This window comes from Polynucleobacter yangtzensis, assembly GCF_001595965.1.
GTDB classification, from domain to species: Bacteria; Pseudomonadota; Gammaproteobacteria; order Burkholderiales; family Burkholderiaceae; genus Polynucleobacter; species Polynucleobacter yangtzensis.
The window spans coordinates 130,317-153,721 of the sequence record NZ_LOJI01000005.1 but is presented as its reverse complement, the minus strand read 5'-3'; the positions used below and the strand labels follow the sequence as shown (position 1 = coordinate 153,721).

Sequence of the window (23,405 nt, the reverse complement as noted above, 5' to 3'; positions counted from 1 at the left end):
CTAGGCAAGCCTCAATGATTTTGCTCGATGACGCGCAAAGCACTGCGGCCTCGCCTACTAGCCGCCTCTATGAAAATGCGCTCCACTACTGGCGCATACTACCTAGTGGCGATAACGGTTTAGATTTATCCGCTACCCAGAAATGCCTTTCTGAAATCTCTGAATCTCTCGCTAGAGGTGAATATGTTGTGGCTGCATTTGCCTATGAATTAGGTAGGCAAATACACAAGATTCCTCAGAGGCCATCTTTATCCGATGAGCCACATCCATTAATAGAGGCTTGGGCTTTCTCAAGCTTTAAAAAACTCTCTAAACAAGATGTTGATAGCTGCATCTCAGAAAAGTTGGCTTTGCTGGAGAGCTCTCAATGCTGTGCAGGCATATTGGATGTTCAAGAATCGATATCTGAGGATCGCTTTACGGCAGATATCAGCGCGATTCAGGAATACATTCGCAGTGGTGATTGCTACCAAATTAATCACACCTATCGCATCAAAGGTGAGACCTATGGAGCGCCTTTAGCCTTATATAGTCGCCTGCGGAATAGGCAACCCGGTAGATTTGGGGCTTACATAGAACATGATGGCAACTTTCTACTGTCTCAGTCCCCAGAACTATTTATTGCGCGTGATGGTGATACTTTAAAAGCAATGCCCATGAAAGGCACTGCCAGTGCTTTATCTGCCGTTGCCAGCGCTTTATCTGATGATCCCAAGAATCAAGCAGAGAACGTCATGATTGTTGACTTACTGCGCAACGATCTCAGCCGCATCTCATTACCGGGTACGGTAACGGTACCTAATCTTTTTGAAGTAGCAAGACATGGTGATGTTTTGCAAATGACCTCTACCGTGCAAGGCCAAATTAAACCTGATGTCAGTCTCTTTGATATTTTCAAGGCTGTTTTTCCATGTGGCTCTGTTACTGGCGCCCCAAAGAAACGCAGCATGGAGATTATTCAAGAGCTTGAATCTGAAGATCGAGGTTACTACTGTGGCGCTTTGGGCTGGCTGGATCCTAACGGCAACTTTGCCTTTAGCGTACCTATTCGTACAGTTGAAATTGCCTCAGATAGCCAATCCCACGCCTCCACTTTCACTTTAGGTGTCGGAGCTGGCATTACCAATGACTCCGATGTCAAACAAGAGTGGCAAGAATGCCATATTAAATCTGCCTTTCTGATGGATCTTCCAAGCGCTACAGGCTTGTTTGAAACGATTGCAGTGCTACACGGTGAGCCACAGAGATTGAGATCACACCTAGAGCGCATGCACGCTTCTGCTTTGGCTTTGCGAATTCCCTTTGAATCTGTTACCGCACAAAAGTTGGTTCTGGACGCTTGTGCATCATTTGATAAAAACTTGTCGCATCGATTAAGACTAGATCTTGCAGCCAATGGAGCGCTTTCTGTTTCAAGCGCTGTTATTCATCAGACAAATGAACCTGTCAAAATATTCTGGGCTAAAGATATCCTGCTTGGTGATGTAACGATGCATTCAGGAGATGTACTACTGAGACACAAAGTTAGTGAACGAAGTCTCTATGATCAAGCATGGCAAGAAGCTACTAAGTTAGGTGGTTTTGATGCCCTCTTTTGTAATGAGCAAGGCTTTGTGACAGAAGGCGGAAGAACTAGCATTTTTGTTAAACCTCAAGGTAGCTCTGATTGGCTTACGCCACCCGTCTCAGCAGGTGTTCTGCCCGGTGTTATGCGTGCTGCTTTGCTTGCCGATCCCAAAATGAATGCCCGTGAAGCCAACCTGACTATTAATGATGTTTCAATGGCAGATGAGATTATCCTTAGCAATGCCCTTCGTGGCGCTATTAAAGCCCATTTTTAGAAAGTCAGCATGAAGTATTGCCCCAACTGCGCCGCTGTATTGACGATCAAAATTCCAGCCGATGATTCTCGTGAACGCCATGTATGCGAAGCTTGTGGCAGCATTCATTATCAGAATCCTCGCAATGTAGTGGGTAGCATTCCCGTATACGGCCAGCAAGTGCTCTTATGTCGCAGAGCGATTGAGCCTCGTCATGGTTATTGGACCCTTCCTGCAGGCTTTATGGAGTTAGGAGAAAGTACGAGTCATGGTGCTGCTCGCGAGACTCTCGAGGAGGCTGGTGCTGAAGTGAAAATTGGACCGCTCTACTCTCTTCTCAACGTGCCACATGCCGAGCAAGTACACCTATTTTATTTAGCGACGATGAATACGCCAGAGTTTTCCGCCGGTGAAGAAAGCCTTGAAGTTGCACTCTTTAATGAGGTCGACATTCCTTGGAATGAATTAGCCTTCCCCACGGTCAAGCAGACCTTGGAATGGTTTTTTGCAGATCGTGCTGCAGGTAACCTAGAGATTGGTAAAGAGTTTCATGTGCGCAGTCGCGACATCTTGCCATCCGAAAGAATTTAAAGAGTCGCTATGGGTCAGATTGCCTGGCTAGGGCCACATGACCCTTTCCCTAATCCTCTACTAGAGGCCGATCCAGATCCTAGCGTTCCTGGCTTGATTGCGGTAAGCGAACAAATATATCCAGGACAACTCGCGCGCGCCTATCAACAAGGAATCTTTCCCTGGTACTCGGATAACCAGCCAGTACTCTGGTGGTCGCCAGACCCTAGAATGATTTTAAAGCCAGGCAACTTCAAATGCAGCGATTCCTTGCGAAAAATTATTCGCCTCTTTTGTCAAAACACCCAGTCCCAAGTAGAAATAGATGGTGATTTTGGTGCTGTCATTCGCTCTTGCGCAACCAGCGCACGCAAAGATCAAGACGGCACTTGGATCACCCATGAAATTATGGATGCCTACACAGCATTACATGAGCAAGGCAATGCTCACAGCATTGCTGTAATTGAGGATGGCCAGCTGATGGGCGGACTTTATTGCGTTTCTTTTGGAGGCATGGTTTTTGGGGAGTCCATGTTCAGCCGCAAGACCAATGCGTCCAAAATTGCCTTAGCAGCCCTTAGCGCCTGGTGCCTAGCCAATGAGGTGCACATGATTGACTGCCAGCAAGAGACAGCTCATCTACTTTCTTTGGGCGCTGCACCCATCCCGCGTAAAGACTTTTTAGAGCAACTGCAAGTTTCTTTAAATCAAACTAAGATTGATAAATCTTGGACATTTGATAAAACGATCTTGCATCACTGGCTATGACCCAGCTCAAAGAACTTCCTCTAACCACTCTGCAGTTTTATGCAACTGCTCCATATACTTGTAGCTATCTTCCAAATAAGACTGCTCGCTCTCAAGTTGCTACGCCATCCCATTTGATACATGCGGATGTCTACAGTGATTTGTTAAATGCTGGATTTAGACGTAGTGGTTTGTATACCTATCGACCATATTGTGATGAATGCAAAGCCTGTATTGCGACACGTATCTTGGTAAATCAATTTATACCCTCACGAAGCCAGCGCCGCGCCCAGAAAAAACATGCTGGTCTTGAAGCTTCAGTATTAAATCTTGGCTACCAAGAAGAGCATTACCAACTCTATCAACGCTATCAACATGAGCGACATGAAGGTGGAGATATGGATAGCGACGATCAAGACCAGTACATGCAATTTTTATTGCAAAGTCGAGTGAACTCGCGCATTGTGGAATTTCGGGATGGTCCTCATGACCCGCATCCAGGTCGATTACGCATGGTCAGCATGATCGATATCTTGGAACAAGGCATCTCCTCGGTTTATACCTTTTATGACACCTCAAGCCATGCTGCTAGCTATGGCAGCTACAGCATCTTGTGGCAGATAGAGCAGGCAAAGATCTTGGGTTTGCCTTACCTCTATCTTGGCTACTACATCAAAGAAAGCAACAAGATGTCATACAAGATTAACTATCAGCCCATGGAGGGGCTGATCGACGATCATTGGCAGCCGCTGTCTGAGTCATAATATCTACCCATGATCGATCGCTACTCCCTTCTACGCCCTTGGCTCTTTTGTATAGATCCTGAAAAAGCCCATAACCTCACTCTGAGCAATATGGATCGCGCGCAGCGCTGGGGATTATTAGAGCGTTTAGTAACTAAGCCGATTAACGATCCACAAATGCTTTGCGGTATTGAGTTTCCAAACCCAGTTGGTCTTGCCGCTGGATTAGATAAAGATGGCAAACACATTGATGCACTGGCCGCTTTGGGATTTGGATTTTTAGAAATCGGCACCGTGACACCACGCCCACAGCCTGGCAATCCAAAGCCTCGCATGTTTCGTCTTCCTGAAGCACAGGCCATCATCAATCGCATGGGCTTTAACAACGATGGTGTTGATGCCTGCGTCACCAGAGTACGCCGTTCTAAATTTTGGCAAAGCGGCGGTGTTCTTGGTATGAACATTGGCAAAAATGCCAGCACACCAATCGAAGAAGCTTCCCGTGATTACGTATTGGCCATGGAAGCTGTCTACGAAATCGCCACTTACATTACTGTCAACATCTCCTCCCCGAACACTCAAAATCTGCGCGCTCTACAAGGCGAAGAAATGCTCCGTGAATTACTCGGTAGCCTTGATGAAGCTCGAAAGCGTTTATGTGATCGCCATGGCGTACGTAAACCACTCTTCCTGAAGATTGCGCCGGACTTAGATCATGGCGACATCAATCTCATTGCCGATCTACTGCTCGAGTTTGGTATCGATGCAGTCATTGCTACCAACACAACCATCTCCCGCGATGCAGTCAAAGGAATGGAATTTGGCGAAGAAGCTGGCGGCCTATCTGGCGCACCTGTTCGTAATGCCTCCAATATCGTCATCAAAGCTTTGAAAGCCAGACTTGGCAATCAACTACCGATAATTGGCGTTGGCGGCATCATGTCTGGTGCTGATGCTAGAGAAAAGATCATGGCAGGCGCCAGCCTAGTCCAACTCTATAGCGGCTTAATCTATCGCGGTCCAGACTTGATCAACGAGTGCGCCACCGCTCTCAGGCAATCCTAAAACACCTTTAAATCGCCCCAATTTAGGGGGTTTTTTCATTGGTTGCCCTATAAAATGGCATTTCACAATATGCAATTTCGTCTGAAATCGCTACAATAAGCCCTATGAGCACTAGTAAAACCATCAAAACTCCCAAATCTACCGGTGAGGTTGGCAAAACAGCCATCCAGGTAGTGGAGCGCATGATGAATTTGCTAGATGCGCTTGCTGATCAAGAGGACTCAAGCAGCCTCAAAAACCTTGCTGAACTAACTGGCCTCCACCCCTCTACTGCTCACCGTATTTTGAATGACATGGTTGCTTGCAGACTAGTTGAACGTGGTGATGGCGGCACTTACCGTCTTGGTTTAAAGCTACTAGAGCTTGGCAATTTAGTGAAAGCAAGATTATCAGTTCGCGAAGCAGCGCAGTTACCAATGCGTACCCTACACAAGCTCACCGGTGAAACAGTAAACCTATCTGTTCGCCAAGGTGATGAAATCGTTTACGTTGATCGCGCCTATAGCGAGCGCTCAGGAATGCAAGTTGTCCGTGCTATTGGTGGTCGCGCGCCTTTGCACCTCACCTCAGTTGGCAAACTCTTTTTAGCTAGCGATGATCCTGGTCAGGTTCGCGCCTATGTCACACGCACCGGCTTATCTGGACATACTCGCAATAGCATCACCGATTTAGGCAAACTCGAGACTGAACTTAATCAAGTACGCAAAGTGGGCAATGCTCGCGATGATGAAGAATTAGAGTTGGGTGTGAGCTGTTTAGCTGCAGCCATCTTGGATGACACCGGAAAATTAGTTGCCGGCCTATCCTTAAGCGCCCCAACCGACCGTATTCAGGCAGATTGGCTGCGCGCCCTACAAGAAACCGCCCTACAAATCTCCAAAGGCATGGGCTTTAAACCCAAATCTGCCGAACCAGGCAGCACAAACTAGATTTACATTAAGCGGCGAATTGGCTGCGCGCCAGACGGCATACGCTCATACCAATCACGCACACGTACGGCATCAGCAAAACGCGATTGTGTTCCAACAGAATCCAAGAACACCAATAACAAAGGCGTGTTGTTTACTCTAGCCTGCATCACTAAACATTTACCAGCAGCATTAATAAAGCCAGTTTTTTGCAGGCCGATATTCATATCACCAGAGCGCACAAGACGATTGGTATTCAAAAACTTTTGCGGACGTTTCGCAATCACCATGGTCAGGTCTGGCCAAGTTGAAAACTCACGAATGGTTTTATATTGATATGCGGCACTGAGCATGCGCGTCAGATCTTCTGCTGTGGCAACATTCTCACTCATGAGACCAGTTGGATCCGCAAAATGAGAATGGTCCATGCCAAGCTCTTTTGCTTTTCGGTTCATAGCGCCCACAAATGCTGAAACACCGCCTGGGTAATTTCTTCCCAAGGTATATGCAGCGCGGTTCTCAGAGGACATTAAAGCCAACAGCAAGGCTTCTTCACGAGTTAAAACGGTACCGCCGGCTAAACGTGATGAGCGATAACTAGCTACATCTTCAGAGTTAATTACCAAAGTTTCATCTAATGGCATCTTGGCATCTAACACCACCATCGCTGTCATTAACTTAGTAATGGAAGCAATTGGCAAACTTACGGAGGGGTTCTTTTCAAAATATACTTCTTTGGTATCTTGATTAACAACCATCGCTACGCTAGATTTGAGATTCAGGTCATCATGTTGCCCGCGCAATCCCAATGCAGTTGCAAGAGATGGTCTTGCAGGTACGACCGGCTCTGTTGAGCGCGTTACTGTTACGCGAACGGTTTTTGGTTTCTTGGAAGTCTTGGTGTTTGTCTTAGCGGCTGTTTTAGTAGTAGTTTTGGTTTGCTGTTTATCTTTATTAGCAGCAATTGCAGGTGCATTCGCCATAGCGCCAACCGCAAAAATTACTGCCAAGGCAAAAAGCCACAATCGATTCAAACGCATCCCAAAATACCTTCCAAAACTTTCAACATACGGAATGATAATTAATTTCCTAGGGCAAGGCAGTTTTATTCGCCCCAATCTAGGTATTCCGCTCACCAAAATACACTCTTGCTAATTCGCCCTACTCTGCAATTGTCGCCACTGTATTTATCTGACGGGCATTTACTAGCACCACGCCCGTCATCGTCAAGCACAAACCCACCGCCATCAATAATGTAAATGGCTCATCAAACATCAACCAAGCCATTGCTGCGGTTGTCGGTGGTACTAAATAGAGAAAGCTAGTGACTTTAGTGGCAGCCCCCTTCCGAATCATCATGAACAGCAAGCTAATCGAGCCAATTGATATCGGAAAAATCGACCATAGCAACGCACCAGTGACTGAGAGATTCCAAACCATATCTCCTGTCTCAAATAAATACATGCAAATGAAACACAGCACCGCTGACACGCCGAACTGTATAGATGAACCAGCACGTAGATCAAATACTGGGCAGAATTTCTTTTGATACAGCGTGCCAAACGTAATAGAGAAAAGTGCAACAAATGCTAATACGTAACTAGCCAATGGGATGTGTGCAAAACCAATTTTCTCCGCAACTACTAGAGCAACACCGGCAAACCCAAAGCCGAGGCCAATCCACTGACGCGGAGTTACTTTTTCTGAAATCCACGCCGCAAACCATGCGGTCACAATCGGCTGCAATCCAACGATGATGGCTACGAGCCCTGCCGTCATTCCTAAACGAACAGCAAACCAAACTCCAAGCAAGTAACCAAACTGCAGCAAGATGCCAGCAACAGCGATGTGTTTTATTTGCGACCAACTAGGCCAAGTGATTCTCCACACTAGACTGAGGGCTGCCATAGCCGCCAAAACCCCTGCAAAACGCCAAAACAAGAAGGTAGCTGGCTCCACGTACGGCATTGCTAAACGTGCAATTACAAAACCCGTACTCCAAATAAGCACAAATATCGGGGCAATGGCGTTGTCTAGGGAAAGTTTCATGGATAACTTACTGAAAATATTGAGAATTTTTTCTAAGACCTCAATTTTAGGCTCTTTTCATAAATACACTTTTGAGATGCAAGGCAAGCTAGTTATGCTGCATCGCAATATATATATGAAATATAATGGTGTAAAGGGAGTACATTAAGCAATAACCGAACGCCAGAATAGAAACTAGTTAAACAAAAAAGAGATAGACATGAACTTAACTCCAGAACAAATTGCAGCAGCACAAAAAGCAAACTTAGAGACCTTGAGTGGATTAACCAATCAAGCATTGCAGAGCATTGAAAAATTAGTTGAACTCAATATGCACATTGCCAAGCAAAGTTTGAGCGACAGCATGAATAGCGCCAAGAAAGCATTGGAAGTAAAAGATATCCAGCAATTGCTCGCTCATCAAGCAGAAGCAGTACAGCCTATGGCAGAAAAAATAATGGCTTACAGCCGTCATTTATATGAGTTAGCTCACGAGACACAAAATAGCTTTACACAGTCTGCCGAAAAAGAATTTCAAGCTGGCCAAAAGAAAATCAACTCCTTAGTAGAAGAATGGACAAAGAATGCGCCTGCAGGCTCTGATGCGGCTGTGCAAGCTATGAAACAAGCTATTGCCTCAGCGAACAACGTATTCGAAACTAGTCAAAAGGCGGTGAAACATGCAGTTGAAGTTGCGCAAACCAACCTCAGTACCGCCACTGAAACAGTATTGAAGACTGCTGGTACAGACCGCAAAGCCACTAAGAAGAGGTAATGCACAGTGCGCAGCACTAATGTTCATTACCAATGCATAGGCCCCGATTGCTCGGGGCTTTTTCTTTTTAGAGCGCCCTACTCGATCGGAATAAAAACCTCATTTCTCCTAGGCTGAGGTAATTCGCTTTTTAAGGCCAGCTCTGCAAGACGCTCATTAAAGTCTGATGTATTGGTTACCGCTCCGCTATATACCTCCATCCAAGTTTCTTTCCCATCCTGATCGGGTAAAGGTCTTTTGAGCAACTCACAAACTAAACCAGGAAATTCATGCGCTAATTGATCATGCATATCTCTAATACACTTTGAGACTAACGGATGATCAGCAACAATAAATTTAAAATAAACATATAAATTCATTTTCCGCCATCCATTCCGTTCCAACGGGTTACCAGCGCATTATCCAAATCAAAAATATCTAAACATCTTCCAACTGTGTGACTCACCATATCATCAAGAGACTGAGGTTTGGCATAAAAAGCAGGTACTGGAGGCATGACAATTGCGCCACACTCAGTAACCTGAGACATCGAACGCAAATGGCCTGCATGTAAAGGAGTTTCTCTTACCAATAACACTAAGCGACGACGCTCTTTCAGCACTACATCAGCAGCTCTAGAAACCAAGCTACTAGTCACGCCGCTAGCAATCTCCGACAGCGTTCTAATTGAACATGGAGCAATGACCATGCCAAGACTTTTAAATGAGCCTGAAGAGATGGAGGCACCAACATTTTTTGCCGAATGGACAACATCAGCCATAGCCTCAATTTGCGCTGGCTTGTAATTTGTTTCGGCCGCCATAGTCAACTTCGCTGAATCGCTCATTACTAGATGAGATTCAACGCCAAGACTCTTCAACGCCTCAAGAATACGAATTCCATAGATAGTTCCTGATGCGCCTGTAATAGCAACAATTAAGCGTTTGTTCAAAATGATTCCTAGTAATTAATTTGATTTCAGATATGAAGCTATTGGAAACTGAGGATCAAGCACAGTATCCAAATTTACCGCATCTTCCCCGGGTATCTTGACCTTGGTAAATACGTGCCCCTCATAAGTGAGCGGCTTAGTTGCATCTAGACCCATTTTTGAGCTCATACCCTGAAATTGAGATGGAATGATTCCATCCTTATCAACAGGCAATCCAACGGTTGTTGAAGGGTCCAAAACAGAACCTTGCGTGTCATGCATAACTACCAAGCCACGTTTGGCCTGAAATCTAGTGGCAATAGCCCATTCAACTTGAGCGGGATCATGAACGTCGACATCCTCATCTACGACTACAACATGCTTTACATCATAGTGAGAGCTAAAAGCGCCCGATATTACATTCTTAGGCAAGCCTTCGTGCGTCTTTTTGATCTGAACATAAAGATGGTATCTTCCAACTCCACCGAGCGATAAATGTACATCCAATACTCCAGGAAAGCTTCTGCGCAGATGCGACAAGATTGTCGCCTCCCTTGGAATTGAACCAAGCAATAAATGCTCTAACTCCGCCGGAACAATGGTGTGAAAGATTGGATCTTTTCTATGGGTAACAATGTCAACCACAATAACCTGGCGTTTCTCTTGGGAGCTATAGTATTTGGGATATTCACCGAAAGGTCCCTCAAGCTCACGCACCTTTGGTGGAATGTGTCCCTCAATGACTATTTCTGCATTTGCAGGCACCACCACATCATTACTTAAGCACTTCACGACATCCAGGGGTGTCCCATGCAGAGCGCCAGCAATCTCAAGCTCATCCGAATCGATCGGGGCAATTGCTTGTGAAGCTAGCAGCGTCAAAGGGTCAACTCCAATCACCACTGCAACAGGTAATGGCTGATTCATTTCCTCTGCGGCCTGCTGAAAGGCATGAAGATGTCTTGGCAAAATCAGCACGGCCATGCGATCTTTAGAATTAACTTGAATTCGATTGATGGATACATTCTGGATGCCTGTTTTAGGATTTCTCGCTATTACCAAGCCAGCAGTAATGTACGGCCCACTATCATGTTCGCTATGGGTTGGCACAGGCAATAGAGTCCGCACATCAAACTCCTGATGTACAACCTCCTGGCAAGGCGCATCTTTAACCAAGTGACAAGGTAGCGGATTATCGGCTGCCACACGATAGGCATTCAATAAATCCGCCTCGCTAACACCCATTGCTTCGGCAATCCAGGAGCGCGAAGACATAAAACCAGAAACTACTGGTATTGCGTGCCCATCTGGATTAGGAAAAAAGACGCTACTTTTTCCATCTAGCTTCTTAGCTATAGCTGCTAACTCATGCTTAAGTAGGACATTCTTTTTTGTAGCAAGCAGGCGATTGGTATTCGCAAGATGGGCTAGCCATGGCCGAAGTTGGGTAAATTTATTCATTAATGCCACCTATAAGGTATGGAAAATAGCGCTTACTCTGCCGCGACGCCTGCAGTTGAAACCACTTTTTTCCAGATATCCATTTGCTTGCCAATAAAGGTTTCAAATTGGGCTGGAGTTCCACCATCTGGAACAACGCCCTGCTCGTTAAATATTTTTCTAATATCTTCCTGCTTAAGAATTAAATTGATTTGCTTATTGAGCTTCTCAACCACAGGCTTTGGTGTTCCTGACGGCACCACAAAACCATGCCATGATGAAGCTTCGTAACCTTTAACGCCCGATTCATTGACAGTAGGGACATCCGGCATTAATGGTGACCTAACTTCTGTTGCTATAGCCACCGGCCTAATTTTTCCAGACTGGAGAAATGGGCGCACATGAGGATATGCATCAAATGCAACTTCAACCTGTCCACCCGCTAAATCCGTTAATAGCGGTGTACTGCCCTTATAAGGAACTTGGTTTAGACTCACGCCAGCCATCATTTCAAATAAAACCATTGCCAAATGATTTGAAGAGCCGGGGCCTGATGATCCATAATTTACAGAGCCTGGTTTTGCTTTAGCTAGAGCCAAAAATTCACTCATAGTCTTAATGGGTGAATTTGAATTGACCACCAACACCATTGGGGATCTACCGGCCAATACCACTGGGCTGAATGCCTTTAATGTATCGTAAGGTAATGACTTATACAGGTAAGGATTAGCCGCAAAGGGAAACTGAGCAACTAAGATTGTGTAACCATCTGGTGTGGAGCGCGCTACAAAATTAGTTCCAATAGTAGTGCCGGCACCTGGCTTATTATCAATCACCACATTTACACCCCAGGCATCACTTAGCCTCTTTCCGACTATTCGGCCAAGCGTATCGTTAAAGCCGCCAGGTGGGTAAGGAACAATGATAGTGATCGGTTTCTCTGGATATGCGGCAGAGCCCTGTGCAAATAATTGACTTGAAGTGAGCCCAAAAACACCAACTACAAATGCAAGAAAATAAGTCACTGTTTTAATTCTCATATGTATCTCCAATGTTGTTTTAAACACTAACGCGCCTAATTAATTCTTTGCGTTCTTCAAGGTCTTGAGAGTTACCTTCAAGCACAACCCTACCCCGCTCAACCACATAATGTCTATCGCACAAATGAATGGCTTTATGAATATTTTGCTCAATTAATAGAATTGAAATACCCTGAGCCTTAAGTTCATCCATTAAGCGGAAGATGTCAGCCACTACCATCGGGGCAAGACCCTCTGTCGGCTCATCAATTAATAGCAATTTTGGATTGCCTATTAACACACGCGCCATTGCTAGCATTTGCTGCTCGCCACCGGACAAAGTAGTTCCTGATTGATTTCGCCGTTCGCTTAATCGCGGAAATCGTTCAAAGACCATTTGTATACGTTGCTCAGCAGCTTTGCGCTCGCTTGCCTGAACTTGCATTAGCCCGAGCTTCAGATTTCCCTCAACACTTAAGCCAGGAAATATTCTTCGATCCTCAGGCACCAAACCCATACCCAAGCGGGTAATTTCATTTGGGGGTAAGGCTTGTATAGCTTGATCTTGAAATAGTATTTTTCCTTGGGAGGGTTTATGCCAGCCGGCAATAGTTTTGACGATAGTAGTCTTCCCAACCCCGTTCCTTCCAAATAGGCCTACAGTCTCGCCAGGCTTAATAGATAAATTGACTCCCTGTAAAACATGGGATAAACCCAAGTTGACATGTACATCATGCATCTCCAAAATCATGCCAACTCCTCACCAAAGTATGCTGTTTGAACAAGCGGATTAGCGCGTACATCACTAGGAATGCCTTCTGCTAATTTCTTGCCTTGCGCCATGACGATCACTGTTTTGGATAAATCCATTACTAGATCTACATCATGCTCAATCAATAGAACTGTAATTTTTGACCCTAGGCGCTTAATGAGCTCGGCGGTATCCTGAGTGTCACCCTGGGACATTCCTTGGGTTGGCTCATCCAATAAGAGCAATTTTGGCCGAGTTGCCAATGTCACAGCAATCTCCAGACGCCTTTGCTGGCCATGGGATAAGGCCCCTGCAAGCTGATCACGGCATTCCAACAAACCAAATTCTTCTAATAATTCGTTAGCCCGATCCATTGCGATAGTGCTTTTGCTTAAAGGCAAGAACAAATTAGAACGCGGCTCTAATGCTTGACTTGCAATTCTTAAGTTATCAATCACTGAGAGATCAAAAAAGAGGTTGGTAATTTGAAATGATCGAGCCATCCCGCATGACAAGCGCCCCTCAGGACTCATGCGTGTAATATTTTGATCGTCAAGCTCCACCAATCCAGAGTCAGCCATAAAAGTACCGCTCAATAAATTAAAGAGCGTGCTCTTACCTGCGCCGTTTGGGCCAATAATCGAAGTAACACCTAAACGCGTTACTTCAAAGCTCACATCATCTACAGCGGTAAGACCACCAAAGCGCTTACTAAGACTTGTTGCCTTAAGAATCATTTCCGTATTCTTCATCACTCCCCTCCTTTGTGAGAATGATTTTTTCCGAAATATTTTGTTAGTAGACCAGCAATGCCCTTGGGAGCGGAAACTACTACCACCACAAAGATAAGTCCGATAACAATATGGTGATGTACTGTCCAGGTCCCAATGATGGACTTAAATGAGGTTAAAAGGACGCTGCCTAATATGGGTCCGATTAAAGTTCCCACCCCACCTAAAACAACGGTTACAACAGCATTTCCAGAGACACTAAAGAACATCAGCTCGGGAGAAACAAATCCTCTTAACATCGGATAGAGAGCTCCAGAAACAGCTGCAACTACTGCTGCCAGAATAAATGCCACCTGTTTTGGCCCTTTAGATTTATACCCAACGTAAGCTAGACGATCTTCATTGGATCGAATTGCATGCCAAATAGAACCCATAGGAGTGGTCAAAAAATATTTTAAGACTGCATACAAGGCGCCAATAGTCAGCATGGTAATTACAAAAAATGCACCTGGATGGCCAGCATCAACAACACCAAATGGAGTCCAGATTTGCAAAATCGGTACGCCCATCATCCCATCTGATGCTCCGAGACTTCGCGTGTTGTAGACAACCTTGGCTGCTACCTGCGCTAATCCAAAGGTTATTAATGCAAAGTAGACGCCCTTTGATCTCAGCGCCACAAAGCTCGCTAACCACCCCAATACGATGGATGACAGGGTTACAACGCCTATAGCCAAGAAAAATGATGGCGAAACTTCTTTTAAAACTAAAGCAGATAGGTAGGCGCCAAAACCAAAATACAATGCTTGCCCAAGAGATAGCAACCCTACTATCCCCAGTAAAAGATCTACAGACATTGCCAATCCACCAAAGATTAACGACTCTGTAGCCAATCTCAAGAAAAAGGTGTCACCCAAAATACTGCCAATGACAAATAAGACAACTGCGGAGACCAGCAAAAGTATTTCAATCAGACGAATAGCCTTGACCTGAGGATTACGCATTTTTCATGCCCCCATATAAACCAGACGGCTTAAACATCAATACCAGCACCATTACCGTAAAGACTAGGGGATCGGACCAGACTGGTGAAATAAATAATGAAGAGATGGATTGCAATTGCGTTAATAAAATACCTGCGATAACCGCACCCTTAATACTTCCAAGACCGCCGACAATGACAACGCTAAAGGCCATTAAAATAAAATCTCTTCCCATGGTTGGGAAAACTGAATAGATTGGAGCAAGCAAAACCCCTGCCAGGCCAGCCAAGGCAACGCCAAATGCAAAAGTCAGCGCATAAACTCGCATCACCGGTATTCCTAGCGAAGAGCTCATATCTTTGTCATAGGCTGAAGCCCTCACAATCGCCCCCAGCTGAGTTTTATAAATTAGCGCCCATACAGAGAAAATAATTACAGCGCCGAATACCATTAAAAATAGTCGGTAATTTGGAAACATCACCCCCAATAATTCACTGGCACCAGAGATTGGAGCGCTAGGCTTGATTGGGTTAGCACCCCAAACAATCTTATAACCATCTTCTAAAACCATCGCCACACCAAATGTCAGCAGTAGAGTCAGAATATGACGGTCTTTATAGTGAAATACTTTTTGAATCAACAGCCTTTCCATTGCAAAACCAATTGGAATCAATAACAAAGGAACTAACAATAGACATAACCAAAATGACACGCCCATCGCCATCAGACTCACGCTGATAAAGGCGCCAGCTGCGTAGAATTCGCCATGCGACATATTAATGACATCTAGTAAGCCAAAAATAATGGTTAAACCCAAGGCCATGAGGACCACAGCAACGCCGATTGAAAGTCCATTGACTATCTGTGGCGCATAAATATATTGCAAGCTCTCTAGCATTGAAAACCCAATCCCTTAATGAAATTCACAAGCCAAAACCTCCACATCCGCACAGGAGGGATGTGGAGTAATTGACTAATTAATTAAAAACGAGTGCATGTATCAGGCCCAATTGCCTGGTCTGAAGGGACTCTTCCAACAATGTTGAACTCGCCATTCTCTACGCGAACCGCAAACATATCTTGCATAGCCTGGTGATCACCAGCGCGCATTTTCTTCGTGCCCTGTGGAGTTTGCCAACTTAGATCATTCATGGCAGCTCGAACTTTATCGGTTTCTGTAGATTTCGCTTTTTCAACCGCAGCCTTATAAAAATATAAAAGGCCATAGGAGTCAGCACCATAAAGATCAGGAAGCTTGTTATAAGCTTTTTGGAAATCAGCTACGAACTTTTTATTAGCTGGGTTATCTAACTTAGGAGAGTAGCCAACACCAGTAACGAATCCATTCGCAGATTTTCCAATCGCACCCATATTTTGCGATGTGACTGTCCCAGAAGCACCAACAATGGTTACTCCTTTATTTACACCATACTCATCCATTTGAGTAAATAAGCGTACCGTGTCATTACCAGCCACAGAGGTGTAAATAACATTAGGCTTGGCAGCCCTTACTTGACCAAAATATGGTGAGTAGTCTTTATTGTCGAGTGGCGCAAAGACTTCACCAACATCCTTGGCACCTTTTTCAATAGATGCTTTCTTAAAAGCTGAAACCGTACTGCGTCCCATCTCATAGTCAGGCCCTATAAAGAAAATATTAGCCTTCGGAATCTCCTTATCTACCCAAGCTGCCAATGCTGCAGATTGCATTCCAGCGCGAGCATTCACACGAAAAACGTTTGGCGAGCATTTATCTGCTGTAATTGAATCAGCAAATGAAACTGTCGTTGCTATCAGCTTGTTATTACGCTCGGCCAATTGTCCTACAGCTAAAGTGGATCCTGAGTTAACTGTTCCAGTTAAAAACTCTACCTTCTCTACTTGAAATAACTTCTCTGCTTTTTGAGTTGCAACTGCTGGGTTTGCTTCTTCATCCTCGTAAATCAAATCAATTTTTCGACCATTAATACCGCCAGTAGCATTAATTTCTTTTGCAGCTAGATCTAAACCCATTTTTACCTGTTCACCAATTGGTGTGTACGTGCCCGATAAAGGCGTCACAACACCGATTTTGATTGGACCAGTTTGCGCATAAACCAATGATGCGCCAAGGCTTAAGGCAACCGCTAGAGCGATTTTCTTTGTTTGAAATTGCTTTTTCATTATGTACGTCTCCTTTAATAAATTAACGACCAACAAAATTTGGTTGGCGCTTTCCATGAAACGCTTCAACCCCTTCTTTAAAATCTTCTGAATTACGCAAGCGGCTGTAGCAATGGCCTTCAACTTCAATAGCCGTGGTTAACAAACAATCCTCCGTTTCATTAAGCATTTTTTTGGCCGTTCTCTGAGCCATTGGCGAGAATGCGCGTAATTCATCAACCAATTTAGATGTGGCGCTCGCAAGCTCCGCATCCGGAACGCATTCGGTTGCAACACCCCACTCATAGGCTTGCTGACCCTTAATACGCCTGGAGCGCATCACAATATCTTTAGTTCGGGTGATTCCTACCATTTTTTGTAAACGTGCCGATCCGCCTGAGCCAGGAATTTGTCCTAACTTTTGCTCTGGCAAAGCATACAAAGTTGACTCAGCCGCTATACGGAAATCACATGCTAGTGAAATTTCAAAGCCCACTCCGAAGCAGTAGCCATGATTTACTGCAATGACAGGCTTAGTACAACGCGTAGGTGCGGCAATATTCCAAGCAAGCTTGGATACATGCTCGGGTGTTGCCTCTAAAAAGCCTTTAATATCTCCACCGCTAGAGAAATGCTCACCTTCTGCCCTCAATACAATGATGCGGACACGGTCATCAGCATCTAAGGCCTCAAATGCAGCTCGTAATTGATCCCGCTGAGGCATTTGTATGACATTAAATGGGGGTCTCTTTAAAACAATGTCAGCCCTTTGATGAGCCTCATCAATTTCCACATAGAACCCGTCAAGGTTATCAAGGATATTGCTAAAAGGATGTTTCAAAATAGTAGTCATAAGGTCTTTCTAGTAAAAAAATTAAGCTCTTTCATATTCGCCGGCGACTAACATGCGTCGCAATACCTTTCCCACGGGCGACTTGGGAATCTCTTTAACAAATACGTACTCTCGAGGACGTTTAAAATTGATCAAATCTGATCCACGGCAATATTCATCCAAGGCGTCTGAATCAACATTCCCTGATGCCCTAATAAAGGCAACCACTTTTTGTCCAAGACGGTCATCCTTCAACCCAGCGACAGCCACCTCACCTACAGATGGATGCAGAGATAAAATAGATTCAATTTCAACTGGGGAAATATTTTCTCCGCCAGAAATAATCATGTCATCGACCCGACCTGTAACAAATAAGTCGCCAGATTCGTCAAAGTAGCCCGTATCACCCGTGAAATACCAGCCATCACGAATAGATTTTTGATCAGCATCGGGACGCTTCCAATATCCTTCGAATGCTTCATCCCCCGATAGATCGCAAATGATCTGCCCCTCTTCATGACAAGCCGCCACTTGACTTGGCTGTGTTGGCACAGATCCTTGATCCAACTTAACTACTCTGATACGTGCATTGATGCCCGCTTTTCCAGCACAGCCTGGCTTTAATACGGCATTTTGATTGATGGTGTATGTGTAAATCTCACTTGAACCGTAATGATTCACAAACAACTCAGGAGAAAAGGCCTCGCTCAATTTAAGCAACAAAGCATCATGCATGGGGGCACCTGCAAATCCAAGTTTCTTTACAGTCTTCACCCGACTTGAATTGAAATTGTTTGACTGAATCATGTCGTGATAAAGCGTTGGAACCAAATAAAGATGTGTAACTGCCTCACTCTCAATTGCTTCTATCGCCTTATTCACATCCCAACGCGGCACTGCCACATAAGTTCCATTGACAATACATAGCGATAACAGCGTTCTTACGCCCATCGTGTGATAAAGCGGCATCACACCCAATGTCACCTCACCCATTGCATACTGGTTTTGCGCAACGTGCGCAATGCCTGCCGCACGCTCTGCGCGCTGCTTTCTCGGAACGCCCTTCGGCTTGCCTGTGGTGCCAGAGGTGAAAAGCATGACTGATATATCTTCTACATGACCGCGTGGCTCAGGCTCAGCCCCCTTGTGAATTAACTGATCAAAATATCGATATCCATCTAAAGATGCATTTTCCATGCATAAAATTACCGAGATAGATTTACTTGTTTCCGATTCCAAGTAGTTATTGAGCGATATCTCCTCAACAAAGGCCAATTTCACATCAGCATTTTGTGCACAGTAATCAATTTCATCTGGCTTAGAGCGCCAATTCAAAGGAACGATAGCTATGCCTGCCATCTGACACGCCCAATGAATTGTTGCTGCCTCATAGCGATTTTGTAAAACAGTCAAGATCCGATCGCCACGCTTGAGACCCTGCTCGTTAAAAAATTGCTGAATGGCGCCAATATGAAGCGCCCACTCCGCGTAGGTGAGACGCCTAGCCCCATCAATAATCGCTAACTTATCAGGCTCACGCTCAACAGCCTGCAAAAAAGTTCGACCTAGATCAAGCATGCTCTCCTCCATTTTGGCGTGCTCTGGCTGCGGCAACCTCTAAAACTGCCTCGACAATTCCAACATAGCCAGTACAACGACATAAATTTCCTGACAAACCCTCGCGCACCTCTAACTCGCTTGGATGAGGATTCTTTTTAAGTAGATCTTCTGCTGAAAGTAAAAATCCTGAGGTACAAAATCCACATTGCAATGCATGGTGTTTTTTAAATGCATTTTGTAAGTCAGACATTTCTCCTGACTTTGCAATGCCTTCTACCGTAGCAACCTTTGCGCCATCAGCCTGGCATGCAAACATGAGGCAAGAGCGCACGATTTGTCCATCAAGTTCAACCGTGCATGCTCCACATACACCATGCTCGCAACCTGCATGGGTACCCGTTGACCCTAAATCATGGCGAATAAAATCCAGTAATGTCGTACGTGATTCGCAAACCCCTTCACGCTCAACCCCATTTAAAGTTAGTTTTACCTGCTGGGTCTTCATCTTATTTCTTCACTTTTAAATTCCATAGCCTGTTGGCAGGCACGCGCTCCTAAGGTGCGCATCAAATGTCTACGCAACCCTGAAGTTGCGGTGGGATCCTCTCTTACCTCAGTCCCTGCAGCTAGTTCGTCGATAAACTGCTTAACCTGATCAAGCGAAATGGCAGTGCATTTGTAGATCCTTACAACATCATCAATACCGCCAAACCCAATGGTCCAGGCATCATCTTCTTTAATAACTGCAACAGCCACCACCGCAAAATCGCCGTGTCGATATCCATACTCTGCAAATCCAAAACTCGCATGAGGACCACGAATAGGAAACTGGACAGCTTCGATGAATTCATTTGGCTGACGACTGGTTTGAAGTGCTCCCAAGAAAAAATCTTTGGCCGGCACTACCCGCTTCTTTTTCTTGCTTGCTAGAGTGACCGAGCCCTCTAGTACAGCTAAGCCAAGAACTAACTCGGCACTAGGGTCTGCGTGCGCAATCGATCCACATACCGTGCCCCGATTTCGAATGGGGGTATGAGCTATCCATGGAAACATCATGCTTAAAAGTGGCTGAGTCTTACGAAGCTCACTCCAATGCTCCAATTCAGACTGCCTAACGCCGGCCCCAATTTGCAGTGCGCCATCAGTAACGCCGAAATTTTTCAGCTCTTTGACTTGATTAATATCAATTAAATGATCAGGGCTAGCTACCCTCATTGCTAACACAGGGACCAGAGTTTGGCCTCCAGCAATAACGCGGGCATCCTCACCATATTGATCCAGCAAATCCAAAATATTAGATTGGGAACGCGCTTGGTGCATCACGAATGGCGCAGATTTCATTTAGCCACCCCCAATAAAGCAAATAATTTTGCAAATAGGCTTTTAAATAGACCCTCATGTTTTGCGCCAGCCTCTTTTGCAAGGGCTCTAAACAGTTGATCTAACACCAAGCGGATTGCACCCTCTAACAATCTACTGCCAATTGCAGCAAGCTTGCCAGACACCTGGGCTTGGTAGTCGTAGATCAGAATAGTTGTGGCGCCTTCTTTTTTAAGGCTAACTTGACCCATTCCAAGCGCCATCCCTAAGGGCCCCCGCCCCTCTCCACCTAAGACGAAACTATCCGGACTTTGAACCTTAGTTAAATCAACCTGAGCAGCAAATCGTGCTTTTGCGATACCAATACGTACAACCGCAATGCAGTCATACCGAATACCGTTAGTTATAGATTTTTTACGAATGGACTCGCAGCCTGGTATGACATTCTTTAATCTTTCAGGATCCATCAATACGGCAAAGATATCCTCCGGAAGGACTTCCAATTTAACCTCACCTTGCGCCTTTAATGGATAGTCAGCATTTGTTGTCATTGACGAAACTTGACTCGAAGGTTTATCAAGATTTAGCGCACCTTTTTCCACAAGTAACGCATGAATGCGACTAGGTGTTGCAGGCAGAACGATATTCTCGAGATCTAAAGCGTCTGCAATGGCATTAGCAATACAAACTGGAGTGCTCATACTGTTACCCTCGCCTATGCCTTTTGCGCCCAAAGGCGTAAAGGGGCTGGGAGACTCTTGATGGTAAATTTTTGGAACACCGATATCACTTGCAGTAGGCAAGCGATAGTCTGCGAAAGTACCGGAGAGAAAATTACCATCACTGCTATAGACAAACTCTTCAAAAAGGGCTGCGCCGACTGCCTGTGCATACGCACCATAAATCTGACCATCCGCTAAGGCCGGGTTTAATATTCTCCCGGCATCATGCACAGTAATGTACTGATCAATCTTTGCAGAACAGGTTTCAGGATCTATTTCAATACCGCAAGCATCAAGAGCAAAACCATATGCTGCCGATGTATTAATTCGATCATCTTCATCGGGTGCCTCTAGAACATCTGCACTCCAAAATTGTGTTTCTTGCAGCGCTAGAGTGGTATCGCGCCCTAGGGCCTCTTGAATTAATCCGGGTGACCAGTGAAAGTTTCCGCAAACTCTAGAAAATGGGATGCCGCCATCCTCAGCTCCAACCACAGATATATTGCCGTTTGCAAAAATTAATTGATCAGGCTTAACCTTAAGTACATGAGCGGCATAGTCCGCAATCCGAGCCTTTAACTTTTCAGCCGCTAAAAACACGGTCCCCGCAACTGCGCCAGCAAAACGACTTGAATAATTTCCGGCAGCAATAGACCATGCATCTTTTGCAGTGTCAAAATCAACGTTCACCTGGATCTGGGATGGCAAGACACCAAAAACATCCGCCAATAACTGGCTAATAACAGTCTGATGACCCTGTCCGGCAGGTGCTGAAGCGATATTTGCGGCAATATTTCCAGAAGGATCTACGCTGACTGTCGCAGAAGTGATGGCGCCATTTTTAGGACCTGCTTTTGCTCTTTGCTCCTTTGTAAGAACAGTAGTGATGTAACCCATATTGGATACTGAAGGCTCAACAATTGATGCAATACCAATACCGTAGTAACGACCTTCTTTTTTCGCTTGGTCTCTACGTTCTAGTATCTTTTTAAATTCAGGTGAACTCTCAAGCGTTTTTAAAGCCTGTTGGTAATCGCCCGAATCTAGCAATGCCCCTGCCGCTGCTCGATAGGGAAACTGCTCTTTTTGAACATAATTTATTGCAGCTATTTCTTGATGACTTTTACCTAAAGATTTTGCAATTTTCTGAATCAAGCGCTCAAGCGCGTAATAAACCTGAGGGCCACCAAAACCCCTCACTAGACCAGTAGGCGTTTTGTTAATAAGGACAACACGGTTGCGAATATTCAAATTCTGAATTTGGTAGGGGCCAGTCACACAGCCATGCATACGGTAAAGCGTTGCAGGTTCAGGCGCCCTCAAATATGCACCACAATCTTCAATTTGATCGTAATCTAAGGCCAGAATTTTTCCATCGCCATCTACTGCAGCACGAAGATGCGTATGACGGGATGTGGCCGATGTAGCCGCCTGAAGGTGCTCTAAGCGATCCTCTATAAATTTCACTGGAGCACCTGCCTTACGCGATGCTAAACAGCTCATGATGACGTATGGCAATACCGATTGCTTAACACCAAAACTACCACCAGAATCTGGGGCAACGTGGTGACGCAATTTTGTTCCAGCAACTTTCAGCGCCGCAGCCATTACGACATGTAATGAAAATGGCCCCATAAAATTTGACGTTACTTCGTATGAGGAGTCTGCGGCTCGCCATTGTGCCACTACCCCACCCGTCTCAATGGGCGTACAGGAGTTTCTAGGATAACGAATGTCCACCTCAACGATGCGTGCTGCATTTTTAAATGCGCTCTCTGGATCACCGTATCGATATGATCGATCTAAAACACAATTGCTACCAATGTCCTGATGCAAAACGATGGATGTATCGGCTAACGCAACATCTACATCGACCACAGCGGGTAGTGGTTGAATGTTCAAAACAATCTTCTCTACGCCATCTTCTGCTAATGCCCTTGATTCAGCGATAACCACCGCTATAGGCTCACCAACATAACGCACATAGTCATTTGCCAATACCCATTGACGCATTGGAGTTTTAACAGCAACCACCAATGGGTTAGACCAAGCCTGCACATCATCAATCGTCAAAATTGCTCTAACACCCCTAAGTTGCAGTGCTGACTCAATGTCTACAGAAATAATTTTTCCATGGGCAATCGGAGAGCGCACAACCGCCGCATATAGGGTTCCAACGGGCAAGGGAAGATCATCCAGGTAGCGACCTCCCCCCGTTAGTAAAGCGGTATCTTCTACGCGCTCACATGACTTGCCTAAATAGTTTGAACTTGTTTTCAATGCAATCTTTTCAGCTAAATTAAGAATAATTAATGCTGAAAGAAGCTTAATGATGGTGC

At 45.1% G+C, this 23,405-nt stretch carries 23 protein-coding genes; 7 read left to right on the top strand and 16 right to left on the bottom strand.

Features of this window, described 5'->3' with window-relative positions:
- The first annotated feature begins 14 nt into the window (after positions 1-14).
- From JaK3_RS04650 to JaK3_RS04625, 6 genes are all read left to right on the top strand, one after another.
- Positions 15-1,841, top strand: coding sequence for a bifunctional chorismate-binding protein/class IV aminotransferase (locus JaK3_RS04650; RefSeq protein ID WP_068321312.1), 1,827 nt, complete (start codon positions 15-17; stop codon positions 1,839-1,841).
- Positions 1,842-1,850: 9 nt separating this feature from the next.
- On the top strand, positions 1,851-2,411 hold the full coding sequence (locus JaK3_RS04645) for an NUDIX hydrolase (RefSeq protein ID WP_068321309.1): 561 nt from the start codon (positions 1,851-1,853) through the stop codon (positions 2,409-2,411).
- A 9-nt stretch (positions 2,412-2,420) separates the two neighbouring features.
- The gene (gene aat / locus JaK3_RS04640; protein ID WP_068321306.1) at positions 2,421-3,158 is read left to right on the top strand and encodes a leucyl/phenylalanyl-tRNA--protein transferase; all 738 of its coding nucleotides are present in this window, start codon (positions 2,421-2,423) and stop codon (positions 3,156-3,158) included.
- Positions 3,155-3,901: an arginyltransferase gene (locus JaK3_RS04635; protein WP_068321303.1), complete on the top strand. Its 747-nt coding sequence runs from the start codon at positions 3,155-3,157 to the stop codon at positions 3,899-3,901. The genes aat and JaK3_RS04635 overlap by 4 nt, the downstream gene beginning before the upstream one ends.
- Before the next feature lie 9 nt (positions 3,902-3,910).
- A complete protein-coding gene (locus JaK3_RS04630; protein ID WP_068321300.1) occupies positions 3,911-4,945 on the top strand; it encodes a quinone-dependent dihydroorotate dehydrogenase in 1,035 nt (344 codons plus the stop codon).
- Positions 4,946-5,049: 104 nt separating this feature from the next.
- Entirely contained in the window at positions 5,050-5,874 is an 825-nt protein-coding gene (locus JaK3_RS04625; RefSeq protein ID WP_068321297.1) for an IclR family transcriptional regulator, read from the top strand.
- A 2-nt stretch (positions 5,875-5,876) separates the two neighbouring features.
- On the opposite strand, the gene JaK3_RS04620 is transcribed toward JaK3_RS04625, so the two are convergent.
- Complete coding sequence (locus tag JaK3_RS04620; RefSeq protein ID WP_068321295.1) at positions 5,877-6,893, bottom strand: serine hydrolase; 1,017 nt, start codon at positions 6,891-6,893, stop codon at positions 5,877-5,879.
- 121 nt (positions 6,894-7,014) lie between these two features.
- Positions 7,015-7,902 carry a DMT family transporter gene (locus JaK3_RS04615; RefSeq protein WP_068321292.1) on the bottom strand — a complete coding sequence of 296 codons (888 nt, stop codon included), beginning with the start codon at positions 7,900-7,902 and terminating at the stop codon, positions 7,015-7,017.
- A gap of 199 nt (positions 7,903-8,101) precedes the next feature.
- On the opposite strand from JaK3_RS04615, the gene JaK3_RS04610 reads away from it, so the two are divergent.
- On the top strand, positions 8,102-8,656 hold the full coding sequence (locus JaK3_RS04610) for a phasin family protein (protein WP_068321289.1): 555 nt from the start codon (positions 8,102-8,104) through the stop codon (positions 8,654-8,656).
- Between the two features lie 77 nt (positions 8,657-8,733).
- On the opposite strand, the gene JaK3_RS04605 is transcribed toward JaK3_RS04610, so the two are convergent.
- From JaK3_RS04605 to JaK3_RS04540, 14 genes are all read right to left on the bottom strand, one after another.
- Positions 8,734-9,015 carry a DUF4936 family protein gene (locus JaK3_RS04605; protein WP_068321286.1) on the bottom strand — a complete coding sequence of 94 codons (282 nt, stop codon included), beginning with the start codon at positions 9,013-9,015 and terminating at the stop codon, positions 8,734-8,736.
- Positions 9,012-9,590 carry a UbiX family flavin prenyltransferase gene (locus JaK3_RS04600; RefSeq protein WP_150114200.1) on the bottom strand — a complete coding sequence of 193 codons (579 nt, stop codon included), beginning with the start codon at positions 9,588-9,590 and terminating at the stop codon, positions 9,012-9,014. Before JaK3_RS04600 ends, JaK3_RS04605 begins: the two co-directional genes overlap by 4 nt.
- Before the next feature lie 12 nt (positions 9,591-9,602).
- Complete coding sequence (locus JaK3_RS04595; RefSeq protein ID WP_068321280.1) at positions 9,603-11,027, bottom strand: UbiD family decarboxylase; 1,425 nt, start codon at positions 11,025-11,027, stop codon at positions 9,603-9,605.
- Positions 11,028-11,059: 32 nt separating this feature from the next.
- Positions 11,060-12,046 (bottom strand): Bug family tripartite tricarboxylate transporter substrate binding protein, encoded by a 987-nt coding sequence (locus JaK3_RS04590; protein WP_068321277.1) that lies wholly within the window; start codon positions 12,044-12,046, stop codon positions 11,060-11,062.
- Between the two features lie 19 nt (positions 12,047-12,065).
- Entirely contained in the window at positions 12,066-12,776 is a 711-nt protein-coding gene (locus tag JaK3_RS04585; protein ID WP_068321274.1) for an ABC transporter ATP-binding protein, read from the bottom strand.
- On the bottom strand, positions 12,773-13,528 hold the full coding sequence (locus JaK3_RS04580; protein WP_240480887.1) for an ABC transporter ATP-binding protein: 756 nt from the start codon (positions 13,526-13,528) through the stop codon (positions 12,773-12,775). Before JaK3_RS04580 ends, JaK3_RS04585 begins: the two co-directional genes overlap by 4 nt.
- The gene (locus JaK3_RS04575; protein WP_068321271.1) at positions 13,528-14,511 is read right to left on the bottom strand and encodes a branched-chain amino acid ABC transporter permease; all 984 of its coding nucleotides are present in this window, start codon (positions 14,509-14,511) and stop codon (positions 13,528-13,530) included. The genes JaK3_RS04580 and JaK3_RS04575 overlap by 1 nt, the downstream gene beginning before the upstream one ends.
- Positions 14,504-15,388 (bottom strand): branched-chain amino acid ABC transporter permease, encoded by an 885-nt coding sequence (locus tag JaK3_RS04570; RefSeq protein WP_068321269.1) that lies wholly within the window; start codon positions 15,386-15,388, stop codon positions 14,504-14,506. The genes JaK3_RS04575 and JaK3_RS04570 overlap by 8 nt, the downstream gene beginning before the upstream one ends.
- An 83-nt stretch (positions 15,389-15,471) precedes the next feature.
- Complete coding sequence (locus tag JaK3_RS04565) at positions 15,472-16,653, bottom strand: ABC transporter substrate-binding protein (RefSeq protein WP_068321266.1); 1,182 nt, start codon at positions 16,651-16,653, stop codon at positions 15,472-15,474.
- Positions 16,654-16,675: 22 nt separating this feature from the next.
- The gene (locus tag JaK3_RS04560) at positions 16,676-17,485 is read right to left on the bottom strand and encodes an enoyl-CoA hydratase/isomerase family protein (protein WP_068321263.1); all 810 of its coding nucleotides are present in this window, start codon (positions 17,483-17,485) and stop codon (positions 16,676-16,678) included.
- 21 nt (positions 17,486-17,506) lie between these two features.
- Entirely contained in the window at positions 17,507-19,042 is a 1,536-nt protein-coding gene (locus JaK3_RS04555) for an AMP-binding protein (RefSeq protein WP_068321260.1), read from the bottom strand.
- On the bottom strand, positions 19,035-19,529 hold the full coding sequence (locus JaK3_RS04550; protein WP_068321257.1) for a (2Fe-2S)-binding protein: 495 nt from the start codon (positions 19,527-19,529) through the stop codon (positions 19,035-19,037). The genes JaK3_RS04555 and JaK3_RS04550 overlap by 8 nt, the downstream gene beginning before the upstream one ends.
- Complete coding sequence (locus tag JaK3_RS04545) at positions 19,526-20,365, bottom strand: FAD binding domain-containing protein (RefSeq protein ID WP_068321254.1); 840 nt, start codon at positions 20,363-20,365, stop codon at positions 19,526-19,528. The genes JaK3_RS04550 and JaK3_RS04545 overlap by 4 nt, the downstream gene beginning before the upstream one ends.
- Positions 20,362-23,346, bottom strand: coding sequence for a xanthine dehydrogenase family protein molybdopterin-binding subunit (locus JaK3_RS04540; protein ID WP_150114199.1), 2,985 nt, complete (start codon positions 23,344-23,346; stop codon positions 20,362-20,364). Before JaK3_RS04540 ends, JaK3_RS04545 begins: the two co-directional genes overlap by 4 nt.
- Positions 23,347-23,405: the final 59 nt, after the last annotated feature.

Excerpts from the sequence above, each read along its gene's own strand:
- JaK3_RS04560 (WP_068321263.1), bottom strand. The coding sequence starts at position 17,485 with ATGACTACTATTTTGAAACATCCTTTTAGCAATATCCTTGATAACCTT.
- JaK3_RS04625 (WP_068321297.1), top strand. The coding sequence starts at position 5,050 with ATGAGCACTAGTAAAACCATCAAAACTCCCAAATCTACCGGTGAGGTT.
- JaK3_RS04630 (WP_068321300.1), top strand. The coding sequence starts at position 3,911 with ATGATCGATCGCTACTCCCTTCTACGCCCTTGGCTCTTTTGTATAGAT.
- JaK3_RS04650 (WP_068321312.1), top strand. The coding sequence starts at position 15 with ATGATTTTGCTCGATGACGCGCAAAGCACTGCGGCCTCGCCTACTAGC.
- JaK3_RS04590 (WP_068321277.1), bottom strand. The coding sequence starts at position 12,046 with ATGAGAATTAAAACAGTGACTTATTTTCTTGCATTTGTAGTTGGTGTT.
- JaK3_RS04635 (WP_068321303.1), top strand. The coding sequence starts at position 3,155 with ATGACCCAGCTCAAAGAACTTCCTCTAACCACTCTGCAGTTTTATGCA.
- JaK3_RS04595 (WP_068321280.1), bottom strand. The coding sequence starts at position 11,027 with ATGAATAAATTTACCCAACTTCGGCCATGGCTAGCCCATCTTGCGAAT.
- JaK3_RS04615 (WP_068321292.1), bottom strand. The coding sequence starts at position 7,902 with ATGAAACTTTCCCTAGACAACGCCATTGCCCCGATATTTGTGCTTATT.
- aat (WP_068321306.1), top strand. The coding sequence starts at position 2,421 with ATGGGTCAGATTGCCTGGCTAGGGCCACATGACCCTTTCCCTAATCCT.
- JaK3_RS04550 (WP_068321257.1), bottom strand. The coding sequence starts at position 19,529 with ATGAAGACCCAGCAGGTAAAACTAACTTTAAATGGGGTTGAGCGTGAA.
- JaK3_RS04570 (WP_068321269.1), bottom strand. The coding sequence starts at position 15,388 with ATGCTAGAGAGCTTGCAATATATTTATGCGCCACAGATAGTCAATGGA.
- JaK3_RS04580 (WP_240480887.1), bottom strand. The coding sequence starts at position 13,528 with ATGAAGAATACGGAAATGATTCTTAAGGCAACAAGTCTTAGTAAGCGC.
- JaK3_RS04555 (WP_068321260.1), bottom strand. The coding sequence starts at position 19,042 with ATGCTTGATCTAGGTCGAACTTTTTTGCAGGCTGTTGAGCGTGAGCCT.
- JaK3_RS04565 (WP_068321266.1), bottom strand. The coding sequence starts at position 16,653 with ATGAAAAAGCAATTTCAAACAAAGAAAATCGCTCTAGCGGTTGCCTTA.
- JaK3_RS04620 (WP_068321295.1), bottom strand. The coding sequence starts at position 6,893 with ATGCGTTTGAATCGATTGTGGCTTTTTGCCTTGGCAGTAATTTTTGCG.
- JaK3_RS04585 (WP_068321274.1), bottom strand. The coding sequence starts at position 12,776 with ATGATTTTGGAGATGCATGATGTACATGTCAACTTGGGTTTATCCCAT.
- JaK3_RS04605 (WP_068321286.1), bottom strand. The coding sequence starts at position 9,015 with ATGAATTTATATGTTTATTTTAAATTTATTGTTGCTGATCATCCGTTA.
- JaK3_RS04545 (WP_068321254.1), bottom strand. The coding sequence starts at position 20,365 with ATGAAATCTGCGCCATTCGTGATGCACCAAGCGCGTTCCCAATCTAAT.
- JaK3_RS04645 (WP_068321309.1), top strand. The coding sequence starts at position 1,851 with ATGAAGTATTGCCCCAACTGCGCCGCTGTATTGACGATCAAAATTCCA.
- JaK3_RS04610 (WP_068321289.1), top strand. The coding sequence starts at position 8,102 with ATGAACTTAACTCCAGAACAAATTGCAGCAGCACAAAAAGCAAACTTA.
- JaK3_RS04575 (WP_068321271.1), bottom strand. The coding sequence starts at position 14,511 with ATGCGTAATCCTCAGGTCAAGGCTATTCGTCTGATTGAAATACTTTTG.